Origin of the sequence: Methanoculleus oceani (genome assembly GCF_023702065.1) — an archaeon.
Lineage (GTDB): Archaea > Halobacteriota > Methanomicrobia > Methanomicrobiales > Methanoculleaceae > Methanoculleus > Methanoculleus oceani.
The window spans coordinates 247497-272990 of record NZ_QFDM01000003.1 but is presented as its reverse complement, the minus strand read 5'-3'; the positions used below and the strand labels follow the sequence as shown (position 1 = coordinate 272990).

Below are 25494 nucleotides of genomic sequence, written 5' to 3'. Positions count from 1 at the left end.
CGTGACATCAAGAAAGTCGGAGGTAGATCCCTCCCTGGCCCGCGCTCTCAAACCCCGCTCACCCGGGGATCACCGCGCCGATCCACCCTTCAAAAAAAGCCCATACTCCATCGAGCAGCCCGGCGGGCTCTCCGGGCGTCTCCTCCGGCGCCGGGGCACTGCCGGAGACAGTCCCGGCGACCTCCGGCGTCTGCACCGGGACGGCGGAGAGATCGAGGGTGGCGGAGTCCGTCATCGGCGGGATGTAGCCCACGTTCCCGGGAACGACGAACCAGCACCGTCCGTCTGCATCGATGAAGAGCTTCTTGACAAAGTTCGAGCGAAGGCCGTCCCCCGACATGATATGCAGGGCGACACCCGATGAGTTCCACCCGTATATCCCGTTGTCGGACGCAATAAGCAGCATCCCCTCCGGTGTTGCCGCGACATCGTTGATCGTGACCGGGAACGTGCTCAGGTCCCCGGCGCCGAGGACCGGGGTAACTCCCCCGTCAGGGGTATACCGGAGGACCGTGGTGCGGTTGAAGAGGTACACGCCCCCGAACGGGTCGACCCGCACCTCGGAGATCCCGCGAAGCGGATCGTCGCGGTAGGTGACCTGCTCGAAGCGAACCTCCCCGGTCCTGTTCCCGAGCACCCGGATCCCGTCGTTCTCGGACCCGATGACGAGCGCATCGCTCGCGGCATCGACCGCCATGCTCACAACGGTATGGCACCCGAGACCTTCGGGCCCGAGCGGCTTATACCACGTCCAGTCATCGCCATGGTATCGGTGGAGGCCCGCCCGACCGGTGGCAATCCACATCTCGTCCCCCCACCGTATCATGCAGTTGATGTTGCGGTTCTTGAGGAACTGCAGGTCCGTGATGGTCCGATAGCCCGTCCCGTCTCCGATCTGCAGCCCGCCCGGATACCCTATCCAGAGGTGGCCTTCCGCGTCGAGGGCGACCGCGGTCACCATGGTTTCGAGGGGCGCGAGCCGGCCGTAGACCGTCTCTCCCGGATGCCTCGCATTGACCGAATACCAGGTGCCGTTTGCCGTATGCACGGAGATGCCGCTGTCGGTCGCAAAGATGACGTCCCCGTACCGGCCATTGATCGCCTCCTTCACGCCGGCGGATGCGATGCCTGAATTATAATCGGGTACTTCGATGTAAATCGCTGATGAGAGAGGGAATAAGAGGGATGCCGCGGCCACAAAGAGTATCAGAGCGCGATGCATGTTCCGTCCGCCCTCTTGATGATGAGGCGACCCTTCTTCTCCGGCCAGTAGTACACGGATCGCCCAACCTTTCCGCCGATCTCCTCGTACTCGATCCGGATGCCCTGTTCCTGCAGCAGGTCCTTCACCACGGCAGCGTTTCGCTCGCCGATATTTAAGGAGTCGGCCGAGAACTGAAACATCTTCGCACCCCCGACGACGATTGCGGCGATCGAGAACTTCGTGCTTCCGAACTTCTCCATCTCCTCGAGGAGGACGCTTATGGCGGTATCGGCAAACTTACCGGGCCGGTCGGTGTTCCCGTGGCTTTCGGGGAGCATGATATGGGCGAGCCCCGCAAGAGACCTCCGCTGGTCGTGCAGGATGAGCGCGATGCAGGAGCCGAGCCCGATTGTCCCCATCGGGCACGTCCCGACCCTGAGTTCACCCATACCAAGGATTACTGCCGTCTCTTCACCAAAAAAATTGTTCTCCATGGTATATCCCGAAGGCTGGTTATGGGAGTGGTTCCATCAGGCGTTTCAGCATGAGGAATAACTGTTGCATGAGTTCGGCGTTCGGCAGCAGGTAGATGCCTCCGTAGACGGGCGGCGCCTCGCTCGTGAGCTCGGTGTTGAAGATCAGGACGTCGTTCACGTCGCCGGCCATCTGCGCGATGATGGATTCAAAGGCAGCATGCGCCATATCGATGGCCAGCGCCGGGGGAGACGGCAGCATGACGATATCCAGCAGTTCGGCGGTCGCATCGAGAAACGCGGATATCATGATGTTCCCGATCTCGATTGCGGCGCTCTGGTCCATCTCGTTGATCTCGCGATCGGCATCCGTGGTGCCGAGCATCCGGTTCGTCAGCTGGATGACGGTCTCCCGGGGCATGCTGACGACGATATACCCTCCATCCGCGACCTCTCCCTGGATCTGGAAGACGACCACGGCCGATATCTCGTTGCTGATATAGTTGTGCAGTTCGGCGATATCGACGGCCTGCACCTCCGGCACCGTCATCTCAATCGGGCTCATCAACATCTGCGATAGAGTCGTCGCCGCATGTGCCGCACCGATATTCCCAAACTCTGCCAGCGCGTCTTTCTGAATGGCATCTAGTTCCATGAAAACTCCCTCCTAAATCATTGTATTCACGTCGAGTACCGGGACGACATCGCCGTCTCCGGGGATGGTGATCCCGCTGATCCCCCGACAGTTGCCTGCAATCCTGGAGAGCGGTTTCACCACCACCTCCTGCTGGCCATCCACGGTATCGACGGCAATGCAGCATCTCCTGCCGTTATTCTGCAGCACGACCAGCGTGTCGCTCCTCTGTGCCCGGCCGAACATATCCTCCAGGCGGTGCATGGGGAGGGTCTGGTCCCGGAGCAGGATCGCCTCGCTGTTGCCGATCCGGTGGATTGCCTCCGCCCTCGTCTGCGCCACCTCGACGACGTTGCTGATCGGGATTGCACACCGCATCCCGTTGATATGCACCATCATGACGTCGATGATCGCCATCGTCGGGGGCAGCACCAGCTCGAATTTCGTCCCCGTGCCTACGTTGGTCTCGACCTTGATCGTTCCTTTCAGCGATGCGATCGTCTTTTTGACCACATCGAGCCCGACACCCCTGCCGCTGATGTCGGTGATCGTATCGGCCGTGCTGAACCCGGGCTCGAAGAGCAGGTTGACGAGGTCGTCTTTCGTTGCGATCGCCGCAGCCTCGGGTGTCATGAGACCTTTCTCAATGGCCTTCTTCCGGAGCCTCTCGGAATCGATGCCGGCACCGTCGTCCTCGATCTCGATGATGACGTTGTCCTTATCCCTCCTTGCCGTCAGCCGGAGCGACCCTTTCGGCGGTTTTCCACAGGCTTCACGGATCTCCGGGGTCTCGATGCCGTGGTTCACCGCGTTCCTGATGATGTGGAGGAGCGGGTCGGAGAGCCCGTCCATCATGCTCCTGTCAAGCTCGGTCTCGCCGCCCTCGATGAAGAGTTCGACCTCCTTCCCGTCGTGGTTTGCGACGTCCCGCACGACCCGGGGAAGACGGTTGAAGATGCGCTCGAGCGGCATCATCCGGATTCCCATCATGAGGTTCTGGAGGTCGGAAACCGAACGGCCGACCATGGAGAGCGCCTCGTCGAACTCCTTGATGCCGTGTTTCTTCGCGATCAGTTCCAGCCGTCCGCGGTTGATCACCAGGTCCTCCACCAGGTTCATCATCCGGTCGAGCCGCTGGATATCTACGCGGATGTTCTTGATCTCCCGGGTCTTCTCGTTCTTGGCTCCTCTCTGCGCCTGTGGCGACGGCAGGTCGGCCTGCGGCTCCGGGGCCGGTTCGGATCCCCGGCTTCCCTCGGTCGCCCCCGAGGAAACTGCCGGCCGCGATTGCGAGGAGGAGAGAGCAAGAAGGGAGATCTCGGTGCCGGAAGCGACGGTCCTGAGTGCATCCTCCCCTGCTCCGGTTTCGATGAGGATCTCGAACGGTCCGTCGAATTTCCCATCCTCGAGGAGTTCCTGCGAGGGAGTGGTCGAGAGAATCGTCCCGATCTCCTGGAGATTCTGCAGGAGCAGCATGGCCCGGATATCCTTCATGGTGCTGGACGGGTCGACAGCGACCGTTAACGTGTAGAGCGGACAGCCGTCGGCCTCTCCTGCCGGTTCGGGGGAAGCCGCATCGGAAGACGCTTTCGGCTCAACCGGGGCCTCTTCTTCGGTAAATGCCCGGAGTTCCTGCACCAGGCTCCCAGACTGCTCGCCGGACGGAGTTCCTCCTGCCTCGATGGCATCCAGCATCCCCTCGATCGTGTCGGTGCAGGTGAGCAGAAGGTCCGTGAGGGTTGCGGTCACCTCCCGCTGGCCGCTCCTGATGAGCGAGAAGACGTCTTCCATCGAGTGACAGAGGTGCTCCATCGCATCAAAGCCCATCGATGCGGACATCCCCTTGAGCGTATGTGCCGATCTGAAGATCTCATCGATGGCTGTCTGCTGGTCTTCCCCGTTCTCGAGAGCAAGGAGATTGTTCACGATGTTCTCGTGGTTCTCCCGCGACTCCTCAACGAACAGCTTCCGGTATCCCTCTTCATCAAACATAATTCACCTCAAGCCGACTGACTGCTCTCGCTATCTCATGCGCAAGACTCCCGAGCGGAGCCACCTGGTCGACGCAATTCCTGGCAAGGGCGGATCGCGCCATCCCGTATACGAGACAGTCTTCTTCAGCGCATATCATCGTGGTACCGCCCGCGGTCTTCACCGCGAGAGTTCCCTCGCCGCCGTCGTTCCCCATCCCCGAGAGGAGCACGGAGACGGTACGCGGACCGAAGACGTGCGCTGCGGAGGTGAAGGTCGCATCAACGGCAGGCCGGACCGCATGCATGCGGGGGGCGGTCGAGTGGACGACCCGTCCATGGTTTCTCCCGGCACCCGAAACAACCCGCGAGATGACGGAGTGGAACCCGGCCTTTGAGACCAGAACCGTTCCTGTCTGCAGGGTGTCTCCGTTGGCGGTCTCTTTCACCTGCAGTGGCGAGATCCTGCTCAGCCGCTCGGCGAGCGATGCGGTGAACCCCTCGGGCATATGCTGGGTGACGACGACCGCTGCAGGCAGATCCGGCGGGAGCGCGGAGAGGAGCGCGTCAAGCATCGGCGGTCCTCCGGCCGAAGAGCCTATCAGCACCACTATATCCGCCTCGCTCAGGCGGACCGCGGGGGGTCTTACAATCGTCGGGAGCGCGACAAGGTTTCTGATCTTCTGGACGAGTTCCCTCTCGATGCCCCTGACGTTCGGGACATCCCTCGGTTTGAGCATGAAGTCGTCTGCCCCGAGCCGAAGTGCCCGGTGGGTCATATCGGCCTGCTTTGATGTCAGCGTGCTCAGGACGATCACCTTCGGCTTCGCTCTCACCTCCCTGAGCGCTTCAAGCACCTCAAGACCGCCCATCCGGGGCATCTCGATGTCGAGGGTGACGACGTCGGGCTTCAGCTCAGATATCTTCCCGAGGGCGTCGATGCCGTTGACCGCCGTCCCGACGACCTCTATATCCGGGCTATCTTTGAGCAGATCCCGGAGAATCGTCCGGATAAAGAGCGAGTCGTCGACGATCAGAACCCGTATCATGGTTACGCACTGAGGACGTTTTTGACTTCTTCAAGGACTTTTGGAGCCTGGAACGGTTTGACGATGTAGCCCCTCGCACCGCTCTTGACGGCGAGTTTGACCATCTGCTCCTGGCCGACTGCCGTGCACATGATGACCTTTGCTGCCGGGTCGGCGGCCTTGATGGCCTTGAGTGCCTCGATCCCGTTCACGTTGGGCATGACAACGTCCATCGTGACGAGGTCGGGCTTGAGTTCCCGGTATCTGGCAAGGGCCTCCGCCCCGTCTGCTGCCTCACCGACGATGTCGTGCCCGCCGGAAAAGAGGATGTTCTTCAGCAGCGTTCTCATAAACATTGTATCATCGACGATCAGAATTCTCCCCATCGAACACCACTTACTGTTTATTTGGAAAAAACGTTATATATGCTTTCTTATTTTGAAGAAATAATACATTTAATCCAATGGTGATTTTACTGTTTCTGAGATGTATCTGACACCTTTTGCGGTTAATTGTACTTCCTTTCTTATGTAGAGTACTTCGGCAAGCCCCATGCCGAGGAGCTTCTCGTAGATGGCGTCGAGATCTTTGTGCGAGAGTTTGAGCATGTTCTCGATGGCGCTCGAATCCATCCCGCTGTAGACCAGCATGGCCACCTGCCCGGTCAGGGGGTCGATCTCCTCGCTGACCTCGGTCCCGTGCGTCGCCTCTTTGAGGAAGTTGTAGAGGACCTGGAGCGTCGTCATCGGGCAGAGGACGAAAGTCGTCACGACCTCGTTCTCGCTGAGGTGATCGATCTTCACGACGTCGAGATTCTTCTCCTGGATCTCGCGGGAGGTGAGTTCGATGCCGGTTACATCCTCAAGGGGGATGCAGACCTGGGTATCCTGGCTGACGAACCAGATGCCGGTCTTCATGACGGCGATCGCGCCTTTCTCCCACCGGGCATCCTGGATGAGCACCCCACCGCGGATTGCGGGCGACATGAAGAACGCGTTCAACCGGTAGGCGCTGGCCTGCATGATGATAAACTTCTTTAAGACCGTGAGAACCTTCTCGACCGATGCGATACGGTAGACCGACTCTCCCTCGGCACCCGCGGTGATCACCACCTGGTTCTTCTTCCTCTCGAGATCGACCACGGATTTGTATACGATCTCCCTCTCGAGAGGAGCCTCGATGCGGAAACGATCCTCACCGATGCCCATCGTCGTCGGGACCCACCTGCCTTCGTGCTCGACCTTTACCGGAACCGATTTCATCTCCGCCTCCGTCACTCCTCTATACTGTTATTCCGCAGGATACCATCATCGTTGTGCTTTCATCGCCGCGAGGACATCCTCGAGTTCCACTACAAGGTCTTTTGCCTGGTATTTTTCTCCCTTCAGGTCGCGGACCAGGCTGATGTCCTCCACAAACTTCTTTTTCTTGGTGTCGGACTTGAGTTCGGTGATCAGGTCGTCGTCGACCGCGCCGCCGGACGCAAAGGAGACCATGTCGAAATCTTCTTTCGTCTCCCCTTCGAGTTCCTCAAGGATTCCCTCGTCCCTGACGGGCTCTTCCTCGTCAACCTCTTCTTCCTCCTCGCCCTCGATCGTGATCTCGTCCTTGATCTCGTCGAGGTCCAGGTCGTCGAGCGCGGAGAGTTCCTCATTCAGCGCGCTCATATCCGGCATGCCGTCGTCTCCGGGCAGTTCCGGGATCTCCGCGCCGATCGGTGGAAGGGCAGCGCCGGATTCGCCGGTATCTCCGGCGAGATCCATGTCGGATGTGAGTTCGAGGTCGTCGAGGTCGCTCTGGTGTGTCTTGAGAATCTCCGATATGGCGTCCGCATCTTCCCCGGAGAGGAGAGAGATCTGCTCGGACTCAAACCTTGTCCCGGGACCGGACCCTTCGCCGTCGAGGTCGATGCCCTCGAGCGCGTCGAGGTCAAGATCCGCAAGCGAGGCAAGGGGGTCGGCAGCGCCCCTGCCGGCTTTCGGCGGGACCGGGGTTATGGACGGTTCGGGGACCGTGCCCTCGACCGCCTGGTCGAGCATGGCATCGAGTTCCGCGAACTGGTTCTTCTTCTCACCTTCAGGGGCACTGGCGTGGGCGATCGTCTCCCGAACCGATGCCGCGAAGGTCCGGAGCATGCCGGAGAGGTCGATCCCGGCGAAGGGGCGTTTCCGGACGAGGGCCGGTTTTTCCGCCGTTTTCTCCGGTTTCTTCGTTTCCGAAGCTGCCTGCTGCTTTTTCTTCTCCTTTCGCTCCGCGAGCGCGGACCGCAGCCTCGACGGTTTCAGTTCTGCAACGTCGAGCGCCCCGGTGACGACGAGCGCGAGAAACCCCGCGAGTACGGTGCCTGCGACGATGACCTCAAGGGGGGCGTCGACGAGGATGATCAGGGAGCCTGTACCGACGGTGATCAGGAACAGAAGCGGACGACGTAGGTTATCTCTCACATTACACCTCCATAAATGCTGGAATGGTAAAGAATGCGTTCACGACGATCGGTGCGATGATGTAAATGACGCCGGTTGTCACGGCAAGCAGGCTTGCGAAGAAGTAGTACAGGTATCGGTCGCCGCCCATGACAATCTTTCCTGCAAGCATGTTGGCAACGGTCAGCATTAAGAGGATCGTCACCACGTAGGTCCGCATCGTGTCTTCCGGGAAGTTTACGAAGATGTTCAGGGATGTCCCCATGGAACCGCCGATCGAAGACGTTCCTCCCGAGAGCGCCGCCGAGGTCGCCTCGAAGTGGGCCATCACCTCCGTCACGGCACGGGACATGGCGAGGAGGATCTCGAAGAGGAAGACGAAGATGGCGATCATCGCCCCGTGCATCGGCACGAGCAGGACGACAAACCCCTTCACCATCATGTCGCGCTTCCTCCGGAGCAGCACCTGCTCGAGCATCGACGAACCGACGATCTTTCCTATCTCGTCGGGAGACCCGCCGAGGGCCACCGCGTCCCGGAAGATGTTCATGTACTTGTAGATCAGGTAACTGCCGCTCTCCCCGATGAACTTCCTCCAGCTCCCGGCTTCATCGAGTCCGAGGTTCAGCTTCGACGAGACCGAGTTGATGAACGGCTCCAGGTGGATCAGCGACCTCCTGTCCACCTCCTGGAGCGCATCGCCGGTGGTGATGCCCTTCCCGCCCATGATCGACCCGAGGCTCCGGATGAACGTGGAGAAGTCGTTGTCCCGGTTGATGACATTGGCATCGTCGATGTAGCCGATGACCCCGAGCGGCATCAGGAGCAGACCGACGAGCAGGAAGATGATGCCGGCGTTGGCGCCGACGAGGATGAGCAGCAGTGCGATCATGGCGACGACCAGCGCGACCGGGCGCTCCAGTCTCCTGATGATAGCCTGCTCCTTGGAGCAGGCCCCGGGGAGCCCGTGCGTGCGGGGGTCGTCGGGAACGGCCCGGTACATGATCACGAGGCCGAAGACCGATATTGCGAGGATGATCATGTAGGAGGAGTTCAGCGCCGATTCGATCCCGTCGGGGGCGTAGATGGCCACCGATATCATGATGATGATCGCGACGAGCGCCCCGGAAAGGAGCATCGCGATGTAGGCGTCGCCCCACTTCTTGAGGAGTTCGATCCCCTGCTCGAACGTGTTCCGGTAGATGCTCCGGATACTCGATAACTCCGTGGCGATGAAGTCGTCGTCCGGGACACCGGAGTCGATGGAGTTTGCGTAGCGGTTGAGCATGCTCTGGAGGGTTCTGTTCCGGCACCGCTCGGCGACCGCCCGGAGCCCCCCGGCGTAACTCTGGCCCCACCCCGCGACCAGACGCTGCACCTTTGCGATGTAGCGCGACGGGATGTACTCGAACCGTTCGGAGGTGTATTGGAAGATCTCGGGCCGGGTCACGGCCGACGTGGTGATCGCGGCCATGTAGGTGTACATGAGGAGCAGATCCTGCTCCATCTTCTTGTTCTCGAGGATGGATAGCCGGAGGTCGTCGAGCGATGCAGCCTGCTCCTCAAACGGAATCTTCCCCTGGTTCGCCTCTCGCACCCGGTCGGCTACATCCTCGAACACGTCACACCTCGATGGTGAGCAGTCCCTGTTTCTTGATCTTCGTGGTCATGTGGAAGAGGTCCCAGAACTGGGTGTACCCGGCCTTGTGGAGCCGCTCGAGAATTTTGGCGCGCTTGTCGACTTCGTCGTAGATGTCGGCCCGTCGGTTCTCGGGGATGCCGAGCATCATTGCGATCTTGTTCTCGAGGAGGTAACTGCTCCCTTTCCCGGTGAAGGTGAAGGTGTCGGTCGCAGGGTCCCAGACGAACGCCGCCATGAAGGAGAACCCCTGGGTCTCGGGGTCGTAGCCCACGAGTTCGTTGATGCTGAGCATCCGCCGTACCGTCCCGCCCTGAGGGAGTTTTACGGCGCTCTGGATGATGACCAGGTTTAAGTTGTCGACGTAGGTCTTCGGGATGTTGATCGGGTCTCCGCAGAGACGCTGGATCAATTTTTCGACCGATGCGGCGTGGAACGTGCTCATCACGGGGTGGCCGGTCTGCATGGCGGAGAAGGCGACGGACCCTTCCACTCCACGGATCTCACCGACCAGGATCTGGTTCGGGCGCTGACGGAGGGCGGCTTTCAGGAGGTCGAACATCGTGATCTCCGAGCCTTCTCCTTCACCCTTCCCCTTGGCTTTCGCGACCTCGCGGGTCCAGTTCCTGTGGGGGACCGTCAGTTCCGGGGTATCCTCGATGGTGACGATCTTGTTCTCGGGCGAGAGGAAGGTCGTGAGGGCGTTTAAGGTCGTCGTCTTGCCGCTTGCTGTCTCGCCGGAGACGAACATCGACATCCCGTACTCGAGGCAGATCCAGAGATAGGCGGCCATCATGTAGTTGCACGCCCCGCTCTCGATAACCTGCAGGATGCTCAGGGGGACCTCGTTCACCTTACGGATGGTGAAGTTGCTCCCGTGCTTGCTGATCTCGGTCCCGTAAACGATGTTGATACGCGAGCCGTCGGGGAGGGTCGCGTCCACGATGGGGCTCCTGTAGGTCAGCGGCCGTTTGATCCGCTCGGCGAGTTTGATGACGAAGTTGTCGAGCTCTTTTGAGTCCTGGAACCCGACGACCGACTTTAAGCCCTTGAAGATCTTGTGCTCGATGAAGATCGGTCCGACGCCGTCGCAGGTGATATCTTCGATATACTGGTCGGAGAGGAACGGTTTGAGGGTCCCCATCTCGATCTTGTCGCGGATGATCATGTACTCGAGCGCCTTGTATTCCTGCTGCGAGAGGATGAGCCGCCCGTCGGCGAGCGCGGGGTGCTCTGACGCCTGCGGTTTTGCCGACGCACCGATCTCCGAGGTGAGGAAGGCTTTGATCCGGACCTTGAGGTCTTTTGACGAGGAGCCGGCGAGCAGGGACTCATCGATCACCTCGCCCGGCTTCTGGACGTATACCAGTTGCCGGATGAAGTTTCTGAGCACCTCGATACGCGCCTGCTCGGTCACCGGCTCCTCGTCGAGGGCGTCGATCATATCGATCAGTTTCTCCTCGATCGCCGGAAGGATCTCTTTTACGGAGTGGAGGAACGCCGGCTCGATCGGGATGTACCAGTTCCGGACGTCGTTTGGGTCCGGAAAGATATGGACGAACGTCGTCTCGTTCACCGGGTAGATGATGTTCGGGTTCTCCATCGATTTTAAGTCCCGCTTCAGTTCCGAGAGGAAGAGCGGGATGCCGACGGTGTTGACCGGCAGGATATGGAGGTATTCGAGGAGGTGGGGGCTCGCCTTGACGTAGTCCCGGGCGTTTGCCGGGAGCATACGGTAGAGGGCGCAGGACTCTACGTTGTTGTAGCAGTCGTTCCCTTCATCGATGAACTCGGGCTCGAAGGGGAGGGTCACCGTTGCTTCCAGCGCCGATCCCATTGCTCTCACACCTTCGCGACAGAGACCGGGATGATCTTGATGCCGTACCCGGGGTGGACCTCGAAACTGATGATGTTGCCCGTAGTCTTTCGTGCGCCGCGGACCTTGACGACCTCGAGCATCATCACGTATTTGCCGCCGACGAGCGCCTTCTTCATGAAGAGATGGGCGTCGCAGATCGAGCGGATACGGACAAGGGAATCCTCGACGAAGGCGTAGGTGTGCAGGGTGATCAGGATGGTCTTGCCGTGGTCGACGAGGTTCTTGCAGTTCGTGAAGAACGTGAGGACCGTGTCCTGCTTCGCGTACTCGGTGAAGAGGGTGAGCGAGTCGATGACGATCACGTCCGCTTTGCTCTGCTCTATATAGTGGATCATCCGCTCGAGCGTCCCCTGCATCTTCTCTTTCGTCCACTCGAACCCGACGACGTGCATCGGAAAGACTCTGAGGTAACCCCAGGCGAAGTAGTCGGAGATATCGAGGCTCATCGACTCCATCTGGGAGATGAAACTCTTGCTCGTGTTCTCGGTCGAGAAGAGGTCGACGTTGAACCCCTGCTTCAGGGCACCCCAGACGATCTGCTGGGTGAGCACGCTCTTTCCGGTGTCGTTCTCACCCTCGATGAGGGTGAGCGACTGGAGCGGGAGGCCGTCGGCGATCTTCTTGTCGAGCTCGGAGTTCCCGGTCGAGAGGATCGACTGATCAGGCATCCCATGAATACTGCTGTCTGCGCCTTCGCCCGTGGCCATTTGTTATTCACCCTTGATGTATGCTGAACTGGAGACCCCATTAGGGGTGACGACCTGAATCCACGTGGGGTCGACGTCCTGGTACGTGACGGAGAGGTTGAGGGTCTCGCCCGGGTCGAGCTCGCCGGGGTGGACCTCGTCCGGGGTTATGTTCACCCGGTCCCAGTGGTTCACACCGGCTCCAAAGGGGATGTAGACTGGAACGCCCTCACTCTGGAGGTAGACGTCGATGGACGAGATCTCGACGACCGGCTCGCTTCCGGTGTTCTTCACCTCGACGTAGAGGGTCGGGTCGGCGATCGTCGTGTTCTGGATCGCGATCGCCGTCCGCATCCGGGCTTCCTGGTAGGTGGCGAGGTTGCTCTGCGCTTCGACCATCACTTCCGTGGTGGCGAGGGTGCCGCCGATCAGGACATAGGCGGTGATGACCAGGAGGAGGATGCCTACTCCGGAAGCGACGAGGGGCCCTGCACTCATGGCTAGTCACCCGCGGTGAAGGTGGTCGACCGGGAGAGTCCTGTAGGGAGAACGAACTGGAAGTAGACGATCTCTTCCCTGGCGGGGATCTTCGCGGTCTGTGCCTCGATGCAGAGGGTCTCGCCGGGGTCCCAATTGTTGTTGGTGTCCTCGAGGATCTCGTAAGTCCAGGTTCCGTCGGCGAGCACCGTAGCTCGCGTTAACCGGATGAAGTCGCCCTGCGCCCCGAGGAAGACGTCGGCCTTCTGTATGTCGGCATCGGCGATCCTGCCGGCGCCGATGTTTTTTAACCAGATCCGGGCGGTGTTGCTCCCGCCGCTGGCGTACGTCGTGACGATCTTCACGTCCGTGCTCAACCGTTCGTCCACCTTGTGGGAGGATGACGAGATCGTACCCGAGAGGGTGTAGATCACCGGGAAGACTGCATTAATGAGGACGCCGGCCGATATGATGGCGGCGATAAGGAACATTGCTGTGGTGAAGGTTTCGCTCGACATCCATCATATCCTGTCCAGCAACTCAATCCAGGTATCACCGGCATCCTGTTCCTGTGGTGATGTCTTCTCTGCGCTACGGTCCCCGGGGCGACGGGGGGCGAGCATCAGCACCTCGATCATGTCCCGATCGAGCGTCGCATCGTCGGGGTCGAGGATCCGGTTTAAGACGTAAAGTTCGGAGACGAACTCGTTCGGGCCGATCTCCTGGACGTCGCCCGGGGTCTCGGGGGCCATTCTCATGACATCACGGATCTGGTCGGAGACACCCTCGTTGATGTAGCCCATGGACTGGTAGGCGTCGACCATGATCGCCATGTGCTCGTGCCCGTACTTCCTGCACCCCTGGTGCACCCACTCGAAGAGCCGGTGGACTTTCTGCAGTTTGAGTTTTCCTGCGGGTTTTGCCTGGACGAGAGGGAGCGTGTCGCCCGGTGGGAGCTGAACGCCCGGGAGGACCTGAGCGCCCGGGGAGAACTGAGCCGTCGCGAGGTCGGCCGGGAAGAGACCGCTGTCCGGCCGGTGGCTCTCCTGGCCTGCATTTTTCTGCTGAGCGGTCATACCGGCGGGTGCACCGTCCAGCACGGGCTCTTCGTTGTCCTCATCCTTACTCTCCCCGGCAATATCCTGCTGCCCGGACCTGTTTCCAGAGTAAGATGCGGCGGCGCTGGTGAACGGGTTGTCCAGTTCGTTCATCCGCTCACGGAGATCGATGAGCAGCCGCTTGATCGAAGTCTTGACGAAGTCCAGCTCCTTCTCGAGCGTCTCGAGACGGGCCCCCGGGTCCTCGGAGGACGCGCCGGAGAGTATTTTGTCGATTTGAGCCTGATCTACCCCCACCATAATATTAAATCATATCAATGTCAAGGTTAATAAAAGTTGCTCGTGCCGATACTGGTTTTCCGGACGCCTTCCCGTCTTCTAAACGTTGTGCCAGATTTGTTAGAGATACAGGCCGCTGATATCTACGGTAGTGGCTGGATGGTGCGGCAACATCGTTGCACCGGCCCGCTCCGACCAACTGTAACCGGTGATTCTCTTCTTCAACTGGTAACCTGCAGGAGGTCGTCCTGACTGATTCGGATAGGGCTCGCCTCCGAACATTCATACGCATCAAAGCGATGCCAACCTGACAAACCCTGGCCCGGCAGGGGTAGGGGCGTTAACTGTCGGTGTATGTCTATCTGCAGCGACCGCGCAAGGCAGGCCTCTCGAAACTTCTTTAATGCGGAGAGGATTGCCTGTTCTGCAAGTGCCGGGAAGATATCGCCGGTCGAACCGGCCGCGAGCGTTTCAACGCTCAAAAAAAGGGGTTAGTTGAGTACGTTGTACGTCTCAATGGCGGGCGGAACCGTCTTGTGGATTGGGTAGACGGCGCCGGCAGCCGGCTGCAGGTTCACCGTGAACGGAGTGTTCGGGCCCGGAGTCGCAACGTGAACCTGGAGTTCGAACTGCTCGCCGGGTTCGAGGAGCAGGTTTGCTACCCCCTGTTCGTTGTAAACTTCTAGGACATTCCAGCAGTTGGTCGTATTGGCATTACCGGTCGCATTGTAAGGCACTACGACGTGGTGAGTTTCATCCACGTACGTGACAACCATCTGGTGTACATCGAGCGACGTCCCGCCGGCGGTGTTCGCAACAATGAACCGGACGGAGGTCAGAACGTTACTGGTAGTGTTTCCTTCCCCATAGACGTTGCCGACGATCTCCATGCTGGAGCTTGCCTGCTGCACACCGGTGTGGACGACTTCCTGGCTCTTCTGTGTCGTGAAGAAGCCGGCGCCGAGCACCACGTACGAGAAGACCGCGGCCACGACGATGAACGCGATGAGCACGATCGCCGCCTCAAGCCCGGTGAATGCATTATCATTGAATTGTTTCTTCATCTACATCACCCTCCTCAGTAGACCTCATAGAACTTGCCTGCTGCCAGGCTCGGCGGAGCGTTCCGCTCGAGCGGGTAGGCCGCACCCTGGTCGGGCCGGATCTCGACAACGAACTTGTCGTTAGGACCGATGGTCGGCAGACTGGCGATGGTCACCTTTACGAATTCGAACTTCTCGAGGAGATTGTTTGCCCCGGTCTCTACAATGCCGTCCTTATACCAGATCATGGTGACCGTGGCGTTAGTATAGGTCTTCAGATCATCCTTGGTAGAAACAGCGTAGGTCGTCTTGTTCATGTCGATCGGCGATCCGCCGGCCGCCAGCTGAAGGTAGAACGTAACGTTTGCTACCGAGTTCGCAGCCCCCGCTATGACGACGGGTCCTGACACTTCCAGGTTCGAGCTCGCCTGGGCCACACCGGTGTGGACGACCTCCTGGCTCTTCTGTGTCGTGAAGAAGCCGGCGCCGAGCACCACGTAAGAAAACACCGCAGCCACGACGATGAACGCGATCAGGACGATCGCCGCCTCAAGCCCGGTGAATGCATTTTCGTTTTTCACCAATTTACTCATAAAACGTTTCCTCCTGTTACCGGAGTCCGGATGAGCGCCTCATTCAGACTAATTCGGTTCTTTGGAGTATATGCGTAAACCGGTATAAAAGGTTATTCAATTGAAGGGGGATGTGAGACGTGCCTGTTAGGGTAACAGGTTCGTCTAATCATCCTTTTATCGGCCGCTATCGCTTTCAGGCAAGTATTTGTAGCCGGAGGTGCAACGATACCTATAGCCGAAATACTGTGCGGTAAGCTGCCCATTTGTGGAAATAACGTTTCCCCGCGGGAAAAATTCTGTATTTTTCCGTTGCCGGAGGACGAGGGGCCGGAGGTGCCGCACAGGCGGGTTTCAAGGGAAAGGAACAGGGTATGACGAAGAAACAGGATTTCATCTATGTCGTTCTGGCAATCGCGGTCGTCCTCGTGTTGGCCCTGGTCATCAAGCCGGCAGCGACCGGCGAGCCGGCGGGGTTATGGGGGTCGGAAGAGCCGGCGATAACCCCGGCATGGACGCCATCGATGCCCCCCGCAACCACGGTGCCGACGCCCACCCCGGCGCCCACCTGGAACGGGAAGCCGAAGGAGATCGGGTTCGTCGACCCGGCGACCTACCATATCTCAACCGAAGAGAACCGCCTGAATATGACCGTTCTTTCGGCCGGGACCGCACCCGGCACCACCCGGTGGGTGACCTACGCGACGATCGACGGGCAATGGTCGGGAACCACCGGGATCGTCCGGGTCCCGTCTCCTCTCTGGCGTCTCGACTACTCGGATATCACGACCACGAACGACGAGATCCCGTTCTTCAACTGCCAGGTCATGGACGCCGAAGACCCGAACCGGTTCGTCCGGATCGTCACGCTCAACTTCCGCGACTTTCTGGCGATGAAGGACAGGCCCGAACTCAGGAAGGACCGGTGGGTGAGCACCTTCTACGAGGGTTACCACGATTACTACTTCGTCATCAACACCCGGCGCATCGGCTCCTACCACTTGAAGATCCAGGTGCCCGAGGGGTATGTAAACTGACCGGACGGATGCGGTTGAGGAGTCGCCGGAAGCCGGTGCGGATGGATGCGTGAAAGAATATACGCCCCGGATGTATTACCCGGCAACCCAATGCCGGGCGATGAACTCCCGCACGACCTGCGCCGCCACCGCCGCCGTCTGCCCGGAATCGAACGGAGCCACTTCCACGTAATCGAAACCCGCAGCATGCGGTGCGAGGGTCCGTACGACCTCCCTGATATCGAGCGGCGTCATCCCGAACGGTTCGGGCGTCCCGAGGCCCGGAGTGAGGCAGCAGTCGATCGCGTCGGCGTCGATCGAGAGGTAAACCCTTTTTCCGCCGATATGTTCCCGTATTTCCCGGAGAACGGCGCCGATACCTGACTCACGCACCGTATCGGCGGAGTAGAGCCGGGTCCTCTCCGCGGCAACCTCGAACTGCTCGCGGTCGCCGCTCCGGGCGCCTATGATAACGACGTCGTCCACCCCCTGGTCAAGGACGCGCCGGGTGACGCACCCGTGGCTGTAGGGCGTCCCGTCGAGCTCGTCCCGCAGGTCCAGGTGCGCGTCGCAGACGACGTAGACATCCGGCTGTACGGCCCTGACCGCGCCGACTGTGGCGGTGTGCTCGCCGCCGAGCATCACCGGCACCTTTCCGTCCCGTACGATATCGCCCGCGATGTCGGCCACCTGGTCGACGACCTCCTCCGGCAGCCGGGAGATCACGAGGTCGCCGAGATCCGCGACCGGGATGTCGAAGAAGTCGATCCCGGTCGAAGGATCGTAGGATTCGAAGTTGAACGAGACCTCCCGGATCGCCCGGGGGCCGAACCGTGTTCCCGGTTTGAACGACGTCGTGCCGTCGTAGGGTACGCCGAAGATTGCGTAGCGGGCATCCTCATACGCTGCGTCCGCATCCGCAAAATGGAGGTGGGCGAGCTCGTGCATGCCCGTCTTCGAGAGCCAGAAATGGTCACTCAAGTTTCTTCTTGCCCAGGGATGATATGTACGGGATCTCCTGGCCGGGTTCGAGACTGCCGGCCCGGTCTTCGCCAACGGTGAGCTCGAACATCTCAAAGTCCTTGACGTCCATGAGCTGGAGGGTTGCGCCGGCGATCGAGATTACCTGTGCCATCTTCCGCTCCACGACCGGGACGTAGGTCTTCGCCGAAACCGGCTGGACGATCGAGCGCTTGACGCCGTCGAAGAGGCCGATGCAGTCGATCCGGGACTTTGCCGCCCCGTGCTTCCCGGGCTTGGAGGTAGCGATGGAGACAATCTTGCAAGGCTCATCTTCAACGACGACGTAACGTCCCTCTTTCAGCTTCCCAACTTCTGTCTGTTCCTTCATATTGTCTCACTCGGTAAACGCGTGATTAATGTATCTGGATTACAGTACATAAATACACCGTAGAATGAGGGCAGGCACGAGGAGAATTGATGGAGTTCATCCGGGCATGTGACGATGTGGCGAGGGCTGTTTCCGATGCTATAGCCGGCATGGTCGGAACGCCGGAAGCAGGGGCGTACGTTAAGATGGGTGCGGACGGGACGCCCACCAAAAAGATAGACCTGGTCGCAGAAGATATCGTCGTAGACTACTTCGCGCGCCACCCGTTCTGCCGGCGCCTGATCAGCGAGGAACTCGGGTGCGCCGAGATGGGCGGGGAGAAGGGTACCATCTTCCTCGACCCGGTCGACGGCACCTACAACGCGGTGGTCGGGATCCCCTTCTACGCCCTCTCCATCGCGTATGCAGAAGAGGGGATCGTTCTGGCGGGATACGTCCGGAACCTCGCCACAGGCGAGACGTTCCACGCCATACGGGGGCAGGGGGCCTATCTCAACGGGCATCCTATCCGTGTCTCGGGGGTATCGCTCCTCGAAGAGAGCGCCATGAGCGTCTACGGCCGAAAGTTCGACCCGACCAGGGTTCAGGAGATCGGCAGGAAGATCCGGCGGTGGCGCCTCCTCGGCGCATCGGCGCTCGAGCTCTGCTATGTCGGGTGCGGCCGTATCGACGGCTTCATAGACGTGCGGGGAACGCTCCGCGTCACCGACGCGGCGGCGGGGATGCTGGTGTGCGAGGAGGCCGGCGGGATGGTTTCCGATCTCGAAGGGGACACCCTCACATTCCCCGACGAGGTCTCCGTCGGGCGGAGCCTCGTTGCCACGAACGGCATCGTGCATAACAAGGTCATCGAGTACCTGAGGTGAACCGCACATGAGAATTGTCCTGGTATCGCGTATCGACGATGCGGGTGCGCTCCGCTATACCGCATCGCTCGCCCGGGAACTCGAAGATCTGGGGCACGACATCGCTCTCGAAGAGGGTACGGCAAGGCACTTCGGGAATGAGGGCATCCCGTTTGAGAAGATCGACGGCGATCTGGTCGTGGTCGTCGGCGGCGACGGGTCGGTCCTCCTCACCGTCCACCAGATGAAGAAGCAGGTCCCGGTCCTCGGGATCAACTGGGGCGAGGTGGGGTTCCTCGCGGACCTCGAACCCGACGAAGCACGCGCGTTCTTCGCCGCCCATGAGAGTGGATTCCAGGTCGAACGGCGGTTGCGCGTCAACCTCTCCGTCAACGGGAAACCGCTCGGGGACGCCCTCAACGAGGGGCTCGTCGTCACCGACCGCCCGGCGAAGATGCTCCGGTTCGGCGTCTACGTCGACGGGACACCCGCAGAGCGGTTCCGGGCCGACGGCCTGCTCATATCGACCCCGACCGGGTCGACCGCCTACGCCATGAGCGCAGGAGGACCGATCGTCGACCCGCAGATCGAAGGGTTCCTCCTCGTGCCCCTCGCGCCCTACATGCTCTCGTCTCGTCCTCACCTCATCAGCACCGGGAGGAACCTCGAGATCACCCTTGAGACCGAGAAGCCGGCGCACCTCGTCATCGACGGGCAGAGCACGTTCGAACTGGAGAAAGAGGCAACCATAACTGTTAAGATGTCCGAACAGCCTGCCCTCTTTGTCTATACGGGCAAACCTTTCTTTGAGAAGGTGAACCACAAACTGCGCAACCTCTGACCCTGCCGATACCCCAAACAGAGATTTTATGAGTGACCACGGGGACTAACACCACAGAGGAGTGAGCAGATTATGGAAGACCAGATGCGCACGGAGATCCCCTACGCGGAGATCGCAGAGACGCTCAAGACTGCCCTCGACCTGCGAGGCTCACCTGTCGCGGTCAAACTCGCAAAGAGCCCCGAAGGCATCCCCGAAGGAGTCGGGCCGATCGAGGAGACGGTCCGTCACTGCCAGATGATCAGCAGGGCCCGACTGAACGGCGAGATCTTCTACGCGACCGGCGACAGGCACGTCTGCATGGGAGGCGGCTGGGCCCTCGGGCTGAAAGAACTCACGCAGAGCCTCCGCTCAGGAGAGTTCTACTACAAACTCGGCAAGTTCGAGAGCTGGGCCGCCTGCATGCGGACCATCCGGCAGGTGCCGCACGTCCCGGAGCTCGAGACGTATGCGACGGTCTACGCGCCGCTCGAGAAGACGCCGTTTGACCCGCACGTCGTCGTCATCATCGCCGAGCCCAGGGCGATGCTGAAACTCGCGCAGACCGCGCTCTACCTGCTCGGCGGAAGGATAGAGTCCACGATGTCGGGGATCCAGTCGGTCTGTGCGGACGCGACCGCGCAGCCCTACCTCACCGGCAGGATCAACTACTCCCTCGGGTGCGACGGCTCGCGCCGGTTCTCGGGGATCGAGGATAACGAGCTCGTCATGGGCATCCCCGCCGAGCTCCTCCCGGAGTTTGCCCGGTCCCTCACGATCGTCACCGGTGCGCCCGGGTCGGTGCGGTAAGCCGCCGTCCCTCTCTATTTTTACGGCGTGCTTCCCGTCGCCGGGTCCGTTCCGGGGTAAAAGGCTTATCTCTCCGGCAGGTCAACTATTCAGCAGGTGGTTTTTTGCAGGTATCCATGAAGCTCGAGATGAAGGACCGGCCCGGACAGCTGGTCGCGGCCCTCCAGCCGATCTCGGCCGTCGGGGGAAACATCATCGTGGTTATTCACCAGAGAGAGACCTCAACGGCAGCGGAGACGCTGGACGTCCAGATCGTGCTGGAACTCCCCGAAGGGCGCCTTCCCAGTCTCCTCGAACTTCTCCGGGAGCAGGGCGTCAGCGTCGTGCGCATCGGCGAGGAGCGGCTCCTCTATGAATGCACGCTGATCGTGATCGGGCACCTGATGCACACGGACCTCTCCGACACCGTCGACCGGATCGACAGGACCGGCTCGGCCGAGGTGACGGGCCTCTCCCTCGCCATGCCGGCGATCAACTCTCCCTCTTCCGCCCGCATCACCATCCGTTCGACCACCCGAACGGAGATGAAGAAGGCTATCGGGATCCTGCGCGGCGTCGCTGAACAGAAGGAACTCCTCATCATCGAACCCCTGGAGGGTGCATGATGATGCGGATCGCCATACTCGGGTTCGGTTCGGTCGGCCAGGGCATCGCCCGGGCGATCCTTGCAAAAAACCTCAATATCACCGTCACCGGCCTTGCCGACTCGCGGAGCGGTGTCATCGATGCCGGCGGGATCGATCTTGCGGCGGCGCTTGCCCGGAAGGGGAACGGCGATCCCTGCGGCACCCCGGGCGTCAGCCCGGCAGACGTGGTGGCGAAGGCGGATTACGACGTCCTTGTCGAGGTGACCCCGACGAACGTGGAGACCGCCGAGCCGGCACTGGGCCACATCCGCGGAGCCCTCCGGCGCCATAAGCACGTCGTCACCTCGAACAAAGGTCCTATAGCCCTTGCCTACCCCGAACTCCGGTCTCTTGCGGAGGCAAACGGCGTCGTCCTGAAGTACGAGGCGACGGTCTGCGGCGCGATTCCGCTCATCCATGCGATAAAGGAGGGGCTCGCCGGAAACGCCATCTCCCGGCTCTACGGGGTCTTCAACGGCACCTGCAACTACATCCTCACCCGGATGGCCGCAGAAGGCCTCACCTACGAGCAGGCGCTTGCCGAGGCCCGGGAACTCGGATATGCCGAGGCGGACCCCACCTACGACGTCGAGGGGATCGATGCGGCGATCAAACTGGTCATCCTCGCGAATACCATCCTTAATATGCAGACCACGCTCGACGACGTGGAGAGAACGGGGATCACCCTCCTGACACCCGACGCCCTGCGGCTTGCGGAGGACCAGGACTGCACCATCCGGCTGATCGGCGAGATCGTCCCGAAGGCCGGGGTGCTCCGTGTCTCACCAAGGATCGTCGGGAAGGCGCACCCGCTCGTCGTCGAAGGAACACTCAACGCCGTCACCGTGGAGACCGACCTCGCCGGGGACCTCACGTTCATCGGGAAGGGCGCGGGCTCCATGGAGACCGCCAGCGCCGTGATCGGCGATCTCCTCTACATCCATGACAGGTACGTCCAGGGTTCTTGAACGGAGAAAACAGTATCTCCGGCTGATGCGTCAGGAGACGCTTGAGAGAGGCTCCTTTACGGTGGCCGATATCGCGGAGGCCACCGATACCCCCCGGAGCACCGTCCAGGACTGGGTGAACCGTCTCATCGAGGAGGGGTGCGTCCTTCTCACGGAAGAGCAGCGGGGACGCCACGCGGCCCGCTATGCGGCGAGCAGCGTGATGCCGGAGAGCGCCTGCCGGCGGGTCTTCACCACCATCGACGGAGATCAGGTCGAGATCTACCACGAGTGCATGAGCGGGGGGTGCGCCGCATTCTGCGAGTTTCATCACGCCCGCGCCGGCGGCGCCCTGCAGTCGGTCCGCCGGGACGGGACGCTGCTCCGGGAGCGGGCGAGCCTCGGGCGGCGGGACGTCGCCGTCGGGCTCGACCCCTCGCCGGCGGTCGGGATCGTCGGCGTCTTTCACGACAACGGCTACATCCGCCAGCAGATCCGGTGCATCGGGGGTCCGGCCTACTCGCTCACCGATATGATGTCCCTCGCCGAAGGCGTCTGCGGCGTTACCGTCCACCGTGAAGGGCCGGTGGTCGAGGGGGAGGTGATCACCCGGGCGCTCGCCTACGTCGCCATCGGGATCGACGACACCGATACCGGGACCGAGGGCGCGACGTTCGCCCTCGCCCTCGCCCTCCTCCAGCACCTCGCGAAACTCGACGGCGTCATGCCGATCGGCCACCGGGTGGCGATGTTAAATCCCCGGCTCAAGGAACGGACCGCCGGGAACTCCTGCAGTTACATCGAGCTCGCGGTGGAGCCCGGTCAGGTCTCGCAGATCGAGGAATCCGCCGTACGGTTCGTTGCCGGCGAAGCGGCGTCTCCCGATTGGGGGATCGCCGTCCGGCAGGGGTTCCGGATACCGGGAGACCTCCGGGCGTACGGCAGGAGCGCGCGAGAGGCGGTGCTCACCCGGGGAGCGGCCGAGGCGACCGCCGAACGGTTCGGTGCCCGCCTCCACGGCGGCCGGGGCGTCATCGGGGCGCTCGCGGCTATCTCGCTCGCGGGACTCCCGCACGACGTGCTGCTCGACCCGCAACGTGACGTCTGCACCGACTGGGAGCCGGCGGGGTGAGAGCGCTAGGCGGGTTTGAGATGCCCTGGGTCTGGGTGAGTTTTTCGCTCACGTTGGTCGTCTTTGAGTTCCGCTTATAGGAAGTTCTTTTTTGAAGTATTGTCGCTTCTAGATATACCCGCCATACAGTCTGTCACGCACCGAAACGTCGCAAAACCGTGCACGGATTTCCACTGGATATCGCCACGACTGCCCCCGCCCCTGTGGGGCGGGGGAGGAGGCCGAAGGCCGGGCGGGGTGGGGGTTACAGAGATCCATTATAACGTGGAGACAGGGGAGGGGGATGCTCCCCCTCCCCGTCAGCCCCACCCCCTATGGCGATTTCCCCACGGTCCACTGCATCGGGCTTTTCCTCGCACTTCCCGTTTCGCGAATTGCATTGAGCATGCTCATATGCCCCGTTAGTTCTATCGCCTGCAATGGTTTCTGCCAATCCTCACTCACCACCCCCGCCGGAACCCCATCTCCCTCGCGCTACCTATAAATACCCGGATACGGCAGATACCCCTCATTGAGGCGAAGCGCAGTGAGAAGCGAACTTGAGGAAGAGGTTGGGAGGCTCTCCTCCCTCGCCCGGGAGCGCGGTGCGGAGGCACGGCGGATAGCGGCCCACGACGTCGTCGTTGCGGAATGGGTGCGGTTCAAGTGCCGGTTCGGGTGCAAGGGCTACGGGAAACACATGTCCTGCCCGCCGTATGCCCCCGCCCCCGCAGACACCCGGCGGCTGCTCGCCGAGTACAGCACCGCTATCCTCCTCCGGTTCGAGGGCATCCCCGGACACCCCGACCTCAAACCCGGGGAGATACCGCTCGACTTCCATCCGTTCTTCCGCGACCTCATCCTCTGGGTGAACTCGACGGTGCACCTCCTCGAAAAGACGGCGTTTTACGATGATTTCCCCAAGGCCTTCGGGTTCGGGGGATACCCCTGCATCTACTGCGAGCACCTGCACTGCGTCGCCGAGGAGCACGAGGGAGTCGTCGACGAGAGCATCCGCAGGCTGTGTCGGCACATGGACCTCGTCCGCCCGACGATGGAGGGCGCCGGGATCGACGTCTTTTCCACCGCCCGGAAGGCCGGGTGGGACCTGCACGTCATCCCCTGCAGGGACCTCGAGTACGGGAAGATCGAGCACGGCAACATCACCTCGATAGGGCTCGTCCTCATCGAGTGACCTGCCGGCCTTCAGTCGCGCCGTAAGCCCCGGATGAACTCCTCGGTCATGCGATAAGCGTCGTCGTCCCTGATCTGCACCGGGGGGTGCTTCATAAAATAGGCGGACGGGGATATGAGCGCACCGCCGATGCCCCTATCAAGGGCGACCCGGCAGCATCGGACGGCGTCGATGACGATCCCGGCGGAGTTGGGCGAGTCCTCGACGGAGAGGCGGAGGTCGATGTGCATGGGGACGTCCCCGAAGAGCCTTCCTTCCATCCTGAGGAAACAGACCTTGTTGTCCTTCTGCCAGCAGACGTAATCGCTCGGGCCGATGTGAATGTCGTCGTCGTCGAGGGGTTCTTCGAGGACCGATTGCACCGCTTCTGTCTTCGATGTCCTCTTTGAGGCGAGGCGGTCGCGGTTGAGCATATTCAGAAAATCCGTGTTGCCGCCGGTGTTCAACTGGTAGGTCCGGTCCAGTCTCACCCCCCGCTGCCGGAAGAGGCTGGCGAGGACCCGGTGCGTGATCGTCGCACCGAGCTGGGCCTTGACGTCGTCGCCGATGACCGGAAGACCGCGTTCGCGAAACCTCGCCGCCCAGGCCGGGTCGCTCGCGATGAAGACCGGGATGTTGTTGATGAGACCGACGCCCGCCTCCAGCGCACACCCGGCATAGAACCGTGCGGCTTCCTCCGAGCCCACGGGGAGGTAGTTGAGCAGCATCTCGGCACCCGAGTCCTCGAGCGCCCGGACGACGTCCTCGCGCGACGCTTCCTCCTCGTCGGCGAGTACGAACCTGCACTCCTCCTTGTAGCCCCGCATGTGCTCGGGAAAACCGTCCAGCACCCGCCCCATCCGGACGGTCACGCCGGTTCCCGGCATCTCCGGGCAGAAAGTCGTGGTACAGTTCGGGGGGGAGAATATCGCTTCGGAGACGTCCTTTCCGACTTTCCTCGCATCGATGTCGAACGCTGCGGCCACTTCTATGTCGGATGGCCGGTAGCCGCCGAGGTCCCAGTGCATCAGCCCGGTTGCATCCTCCTCGCTCCTCCCCCGGTAGTATTCGATCCCCTGAAGCAGCGAACTGGCACAGTTCCCGACGCCCACAATTGCGATCCTGATCGAGTCCACGACAGCCCCCCAATAGATCCGGTATGCCGCCTGACGCGCCCTTCTCCCGGCGGATGCGCCTGGCACTGGTTGAGACGACGCAACTCTCTCCAAGTTGCGTTTTCGACTATAATACGGAGCGGGAAATATAAGGGTATGGTTCGATAAGCGCCGGGGGGTTCATGCCCGGCAGCACAAGGTCGGGGTGCCCGGACCCCCATCTCCAGGCCCGCAGGGATGGCGGGGCACCTCACCGTAAGCGTATCTCCGGGGATAAACGCCCCTCATCCGCGAGAGGGTGGTCACTGTAAGAG

Annotated in this window: 27 protein-coding genes; 8 read left to right on the top strand and 19 right to left on the bottom strand. The window is 61.2% G+C overall.

Annotated elements, in window-relative coordinates; all coding sequences use genetic code 11:
- Nucleotides 1–58: 58 nt before the first annotated feature.
- From DIC75_RS11065 to DIC75_RS10990, 16 genes are all read right to left on the bottom strand, one after another.
- On the bottom strand, nt 59–1111 hold the full coding sequence (locus DIC75_RS11065) for a ligand-binding sensor domain-containing protein (RefSeq protein ID WP_250988093.1): 1053 nt from the start codon (nt 1109–1111) through the stop codon (nt 59–61).
- Nucleotides 1112–1206: 95 nt separating this feature from the next.
- Nucleotides 1207–1653 (bottom strand): chemotaxis protein CheD, encoded by a 447-nt coding sequence (locus DIC75_RS11060; protein WP_352151789.1) that lies wholly within the window; start codon nt 1651–1653, stop codon nt 1207–1209.
- A gap of 64 nt (nt 1654–1717) precedes the next feature.
- Complete coding sequence (locus DIC75_RS11055; protein WP_250988091.1) at nt 1718–2332, bottom strand: chemotaxis protein CheC; 615 nt, start codon at nt 2330–2332, stop codon at nt 1718–1720.
- A 12-nt stretch (nt 2333–2344) separates the two neighbouring features.
- Nucleotides 2345–4303 (bottom strand): chemotaxis protein CheA, encoded by a 1959-nt coding sequence (locus tag DIC75_RS11050; protein WP_250988090.1) that lies wholly within the window; start codon nt 4301–4303, stop codon nt 2345–2347.
- A complete protein-coding gene (gene cheB / locus DIC75_RS11045) occupies nt 4296–5330 on the bottom strand; it encodes a chemotaxis-specific protein-glutamate methyltransferase CheB (RefSeq protein ID WP_250988089.1) in 1035 nt (344 codons plus the stop codon). The genes DIC75_RS11050 and cheB overlap by 8 nt, the downstream gene beginning before the upstream one ends.
- A 2-nt stretch (nt 5331–5332) precedes the next feature.
- Entirely contained in the window at nt 5333–5695 is a 363-nt protein-coding gene (locus DIC75_RS11040) for a response regulator (RefSeq protein ID WP_250988088.1), read from the bottom strand.
- Nucleotides 5696–5764: 69 nt separating this feature from the next.
- Nucleotides 5765–6571 (bottom strand): DUF8579 domain-containing protein, encoded by an 807-nt coding sequence (locus DIC75_RS11035; RefSeq protein ID WP_250988087.1) that lies wholly within the window; start codon nt 6569–6571, stop codon nt 5765–5767.
- Between the two features lie 45 nt (nt 6572–6616).
- On the bottom strand, nt 6617–7753 hold the full coding sequence (locus DIC75_RS11030) for a hypothetical protein (RefSeq protein ID WP_250988086.1): 1137 nt from the start codon (nt 7751–7753) through the stop codon (nt 6617–6619).
- A gap of 1 nt (nt 7754) precedes the next feature.
- A complete protein-coding gene (arlJ, locus tag DIC75_RS11025; protein WP_250988085.1) occupies nt 7755–9353 on the bottom strand; it encodes an archaellar assembly protein ArlJ/FlaJ in 1599 nt (532 codons plus the stop codon).
- A 1-nt stretch (nt 9354) separates the two neighbouring features.
- A complete protein-coding gene (gene flaI, locus DIC75_RS11020) occupies nt 9355–11208 on the bottom strand; it encodes an archaellum flagellar ATPase motor FlaI (RefSeq protein WP_250988084.1) in 1854 nt (617 codons plus the stop codon).
- A 5-nt stretch (nt 11209–11213) separates the two neighbouring features.
- Nucleotides 11214–11957, bottom strand: coding sequence for an archaellum protein ArlH (gene arlH, locus DIC75_RS11015; protein ID WP_250988083.1), 744 nt, complete (start codon nt 11955–11957; stop codon nt 11214–11216).
- A gap of 3 nt (nt 11958–11960) precedes the next feature.
- Complete coding sequence (locus DIC75_RS11010; protein ID WP_250988082.1) at nt 11961–12434, bottom strand: flagellar protein FlaF; 474 nt, start codon at nt 12432–12434, stop codon at nt 11961–11963.
- 2 nt (nt 12435–12436) lie between these two features.
- A complete protein-coding gene (locus DIC75_RS11005; protein ID WP_250988081.1) occupies nt 12437–12931 on the bottom strand; it encodes a flagellin in 495 nt (164 codons plus the stop codon).
- A gap of 3 nt (nt 12932–12934) precedes the next feature.
- Complete coding sequence (locus DIC75_RS11000; RefSeq protein WP_250988080.1) at nt 12935–13771, bottom strand: hypothetical protein; 837 nt, start codon at nt 13769–13771, stop codon at nt 12935–12937.
- A gap of 470 nt (nt 13772–14241) precedes the next feature.
- Entirely contained in the window at nt 14242–14814 is a 573-nt protein-coding gene (locus tag DIC75_RS10995; protein WP_250988079.1) for a flagellin, read from the bottom strand.
- A 14-nt stretch (nt 14815–14828) separates the two neighbouring features.
- A complete protein-coding gene (locus DIC75_RS10990) occupies nt 14829–15386 on the bottom strand; it encodes a flagellin (RefSeq protein WP_250988078.1) in 558 nt (185 codons plus the stop codon).
- A gap of 353 nt (nt 15387–15739) precedes the next feature.
- Between DIC75_RS10990 and DIC75_RS10985 the strand changes: the two genes are divergently transcribed.
- A complete protein-coding gene (locus DIC75_RS10985; RefSeq protein WP_250988077.1) occupies nt 15740–16402 on the top strand; it encodes a hypothetical protein in 663 nt (220 codons plus the stop codon).
- Nucleotides 16403–16477: 75 nt separating this feature from the next.
- On the opposite strand, the gene speB is transcribed toward DIC75_RS10985, so the two are convergent.
- Together speB and DIC75_RS10975 are read right to left on the bottom strand one after the other, a co-directional pair.
- Nucleotides 16478–17362: an agmatinase gene (speB, locus tag DIC75_RS10980; protein ID WP_352151786.1), complete on the bottom strand. Its 885-nt coding sequence runs from the start codon at nt 17360–17362 to the stop codon at nt 16478–16480.
- Nucleotides 17355–17732 carry a translation initiation factor IF-5A gene (locus DIC75_RS10975; protein WP_250988076.1) on the bottom strand — a complete coding sequence of 126 codons (378 nt, stop codon included), beginning with the start codon at nt 17730–17732 and terminating at the stop codon, nt 17355–17357. The genes speB and DIC75_RS10975 overlap by 8 nt, the downstream gene beginning before the upstream one ends.
- A gap of 89 nt (nt 17733–17821) precedes the next feature.
- Here DIC75_RS10975 and DIC75_RS10970 point away from each other — a divergent pair, with 89 nt between their 5' ends.
- From DIC75_RS10970 to DIC75_RS10940, 7 genes are all read left to right on the top strand, one after another.
- Nucleotides 17822–18598, top strand: a complete 777-nt coding sequence (locus tag DIC75_RS10970) for a bifunctional fructose-bisphosphatase/inositol-phosphate phosphatase (RefSeq protein WP_250988075.1) — start codon at nt 17822–17824, stop codon at nt 18596–18598.
- A 7-nt stretch (nt 18599–18605) separates the two neighbouring features.
- Nucleotides 18606–19418, top strand: coding sequence for an NAD(+)/NADH kinase (locus tag DIC75_RS10965; RefSeq protein WP_250988074.1), 813 nt, complete (start codon nt 18606–18608; stop codon nt 19416–19418).
- A gap of 72 nt (nt 19419–19490) precedes the next feature.
- The gene (locus DIC75_RS10960) at nt 19491–20207 is read left to right on the top strand and encodes a DUF169 domain-containing protein (RefSeq protein WP_250988073.1); all 717 of its coding nucleotides are present in this window, start codon (nt 19491–19493) and stop codon (nt 20205–20207) included.
- A 116-nt stretch (nt 20208–20323) separates the two neighbouring features.
- Nucleotides 20324–20812, top strand: a complete 489-nt coding sequence (locus DIC75_RS10955) for an amino acid-binding protein (protein ID WP_250988072.1) — start codon at nt 20324–20326, stop codon at nt 20810–20812.
- A gap of 2 nt (nt 20813–20814) precedes the next feature.
- The gene (locus DIC75_RS10950) at nt 20815–21801 is read left to right on the top strand and encodes a homoserine dehydrogenase (RefSeq protein ID WP_250988327.1); all 987 of its coding nucleotides are present in this window, start codon (nt 20815–20817) and stop codon (nt 21799–21801) included.
- 25 nt (nt 21802–21826) lie between these two features.
- A complete protein-coding gene (locus DIC75_RS10945) occupies nt 21827–22912 on the top strand; it encodes a helix-turn-helix domain-containing protein (protein WP_250988071.1) in 1086 nt (361 codons plus the stop codon).
- A gap of 511 nt (nt 22913–23423) precedes the next feature.
- Entirely contained in the window at nt 23424–24086 is a 663-nt protein-coding gene (locus tag DIC75_RS10940; protein WP_250988070.1) for a DUF2284 domain-containing protein, read from the top strand.
- Between the two features lie 11 nt (nt 24087–24097).
- Here DIC75_RS10940 and DIC75_RS10935 read toward each other — a convergent pair whose 3' ends face one another.
- Complete coding sequence (locus DIC75_RS10935) at nt 24098–25201, bottom strand: inositol-3-phosphate synthase (RefSeq protein ID WP_250988069.1); 1104 nt, start codon at nt 25199–25201, stop codon at nt 24098–24100.
- Nucleotides 25202–25494 lie beyond the last annotated feature (293 nt).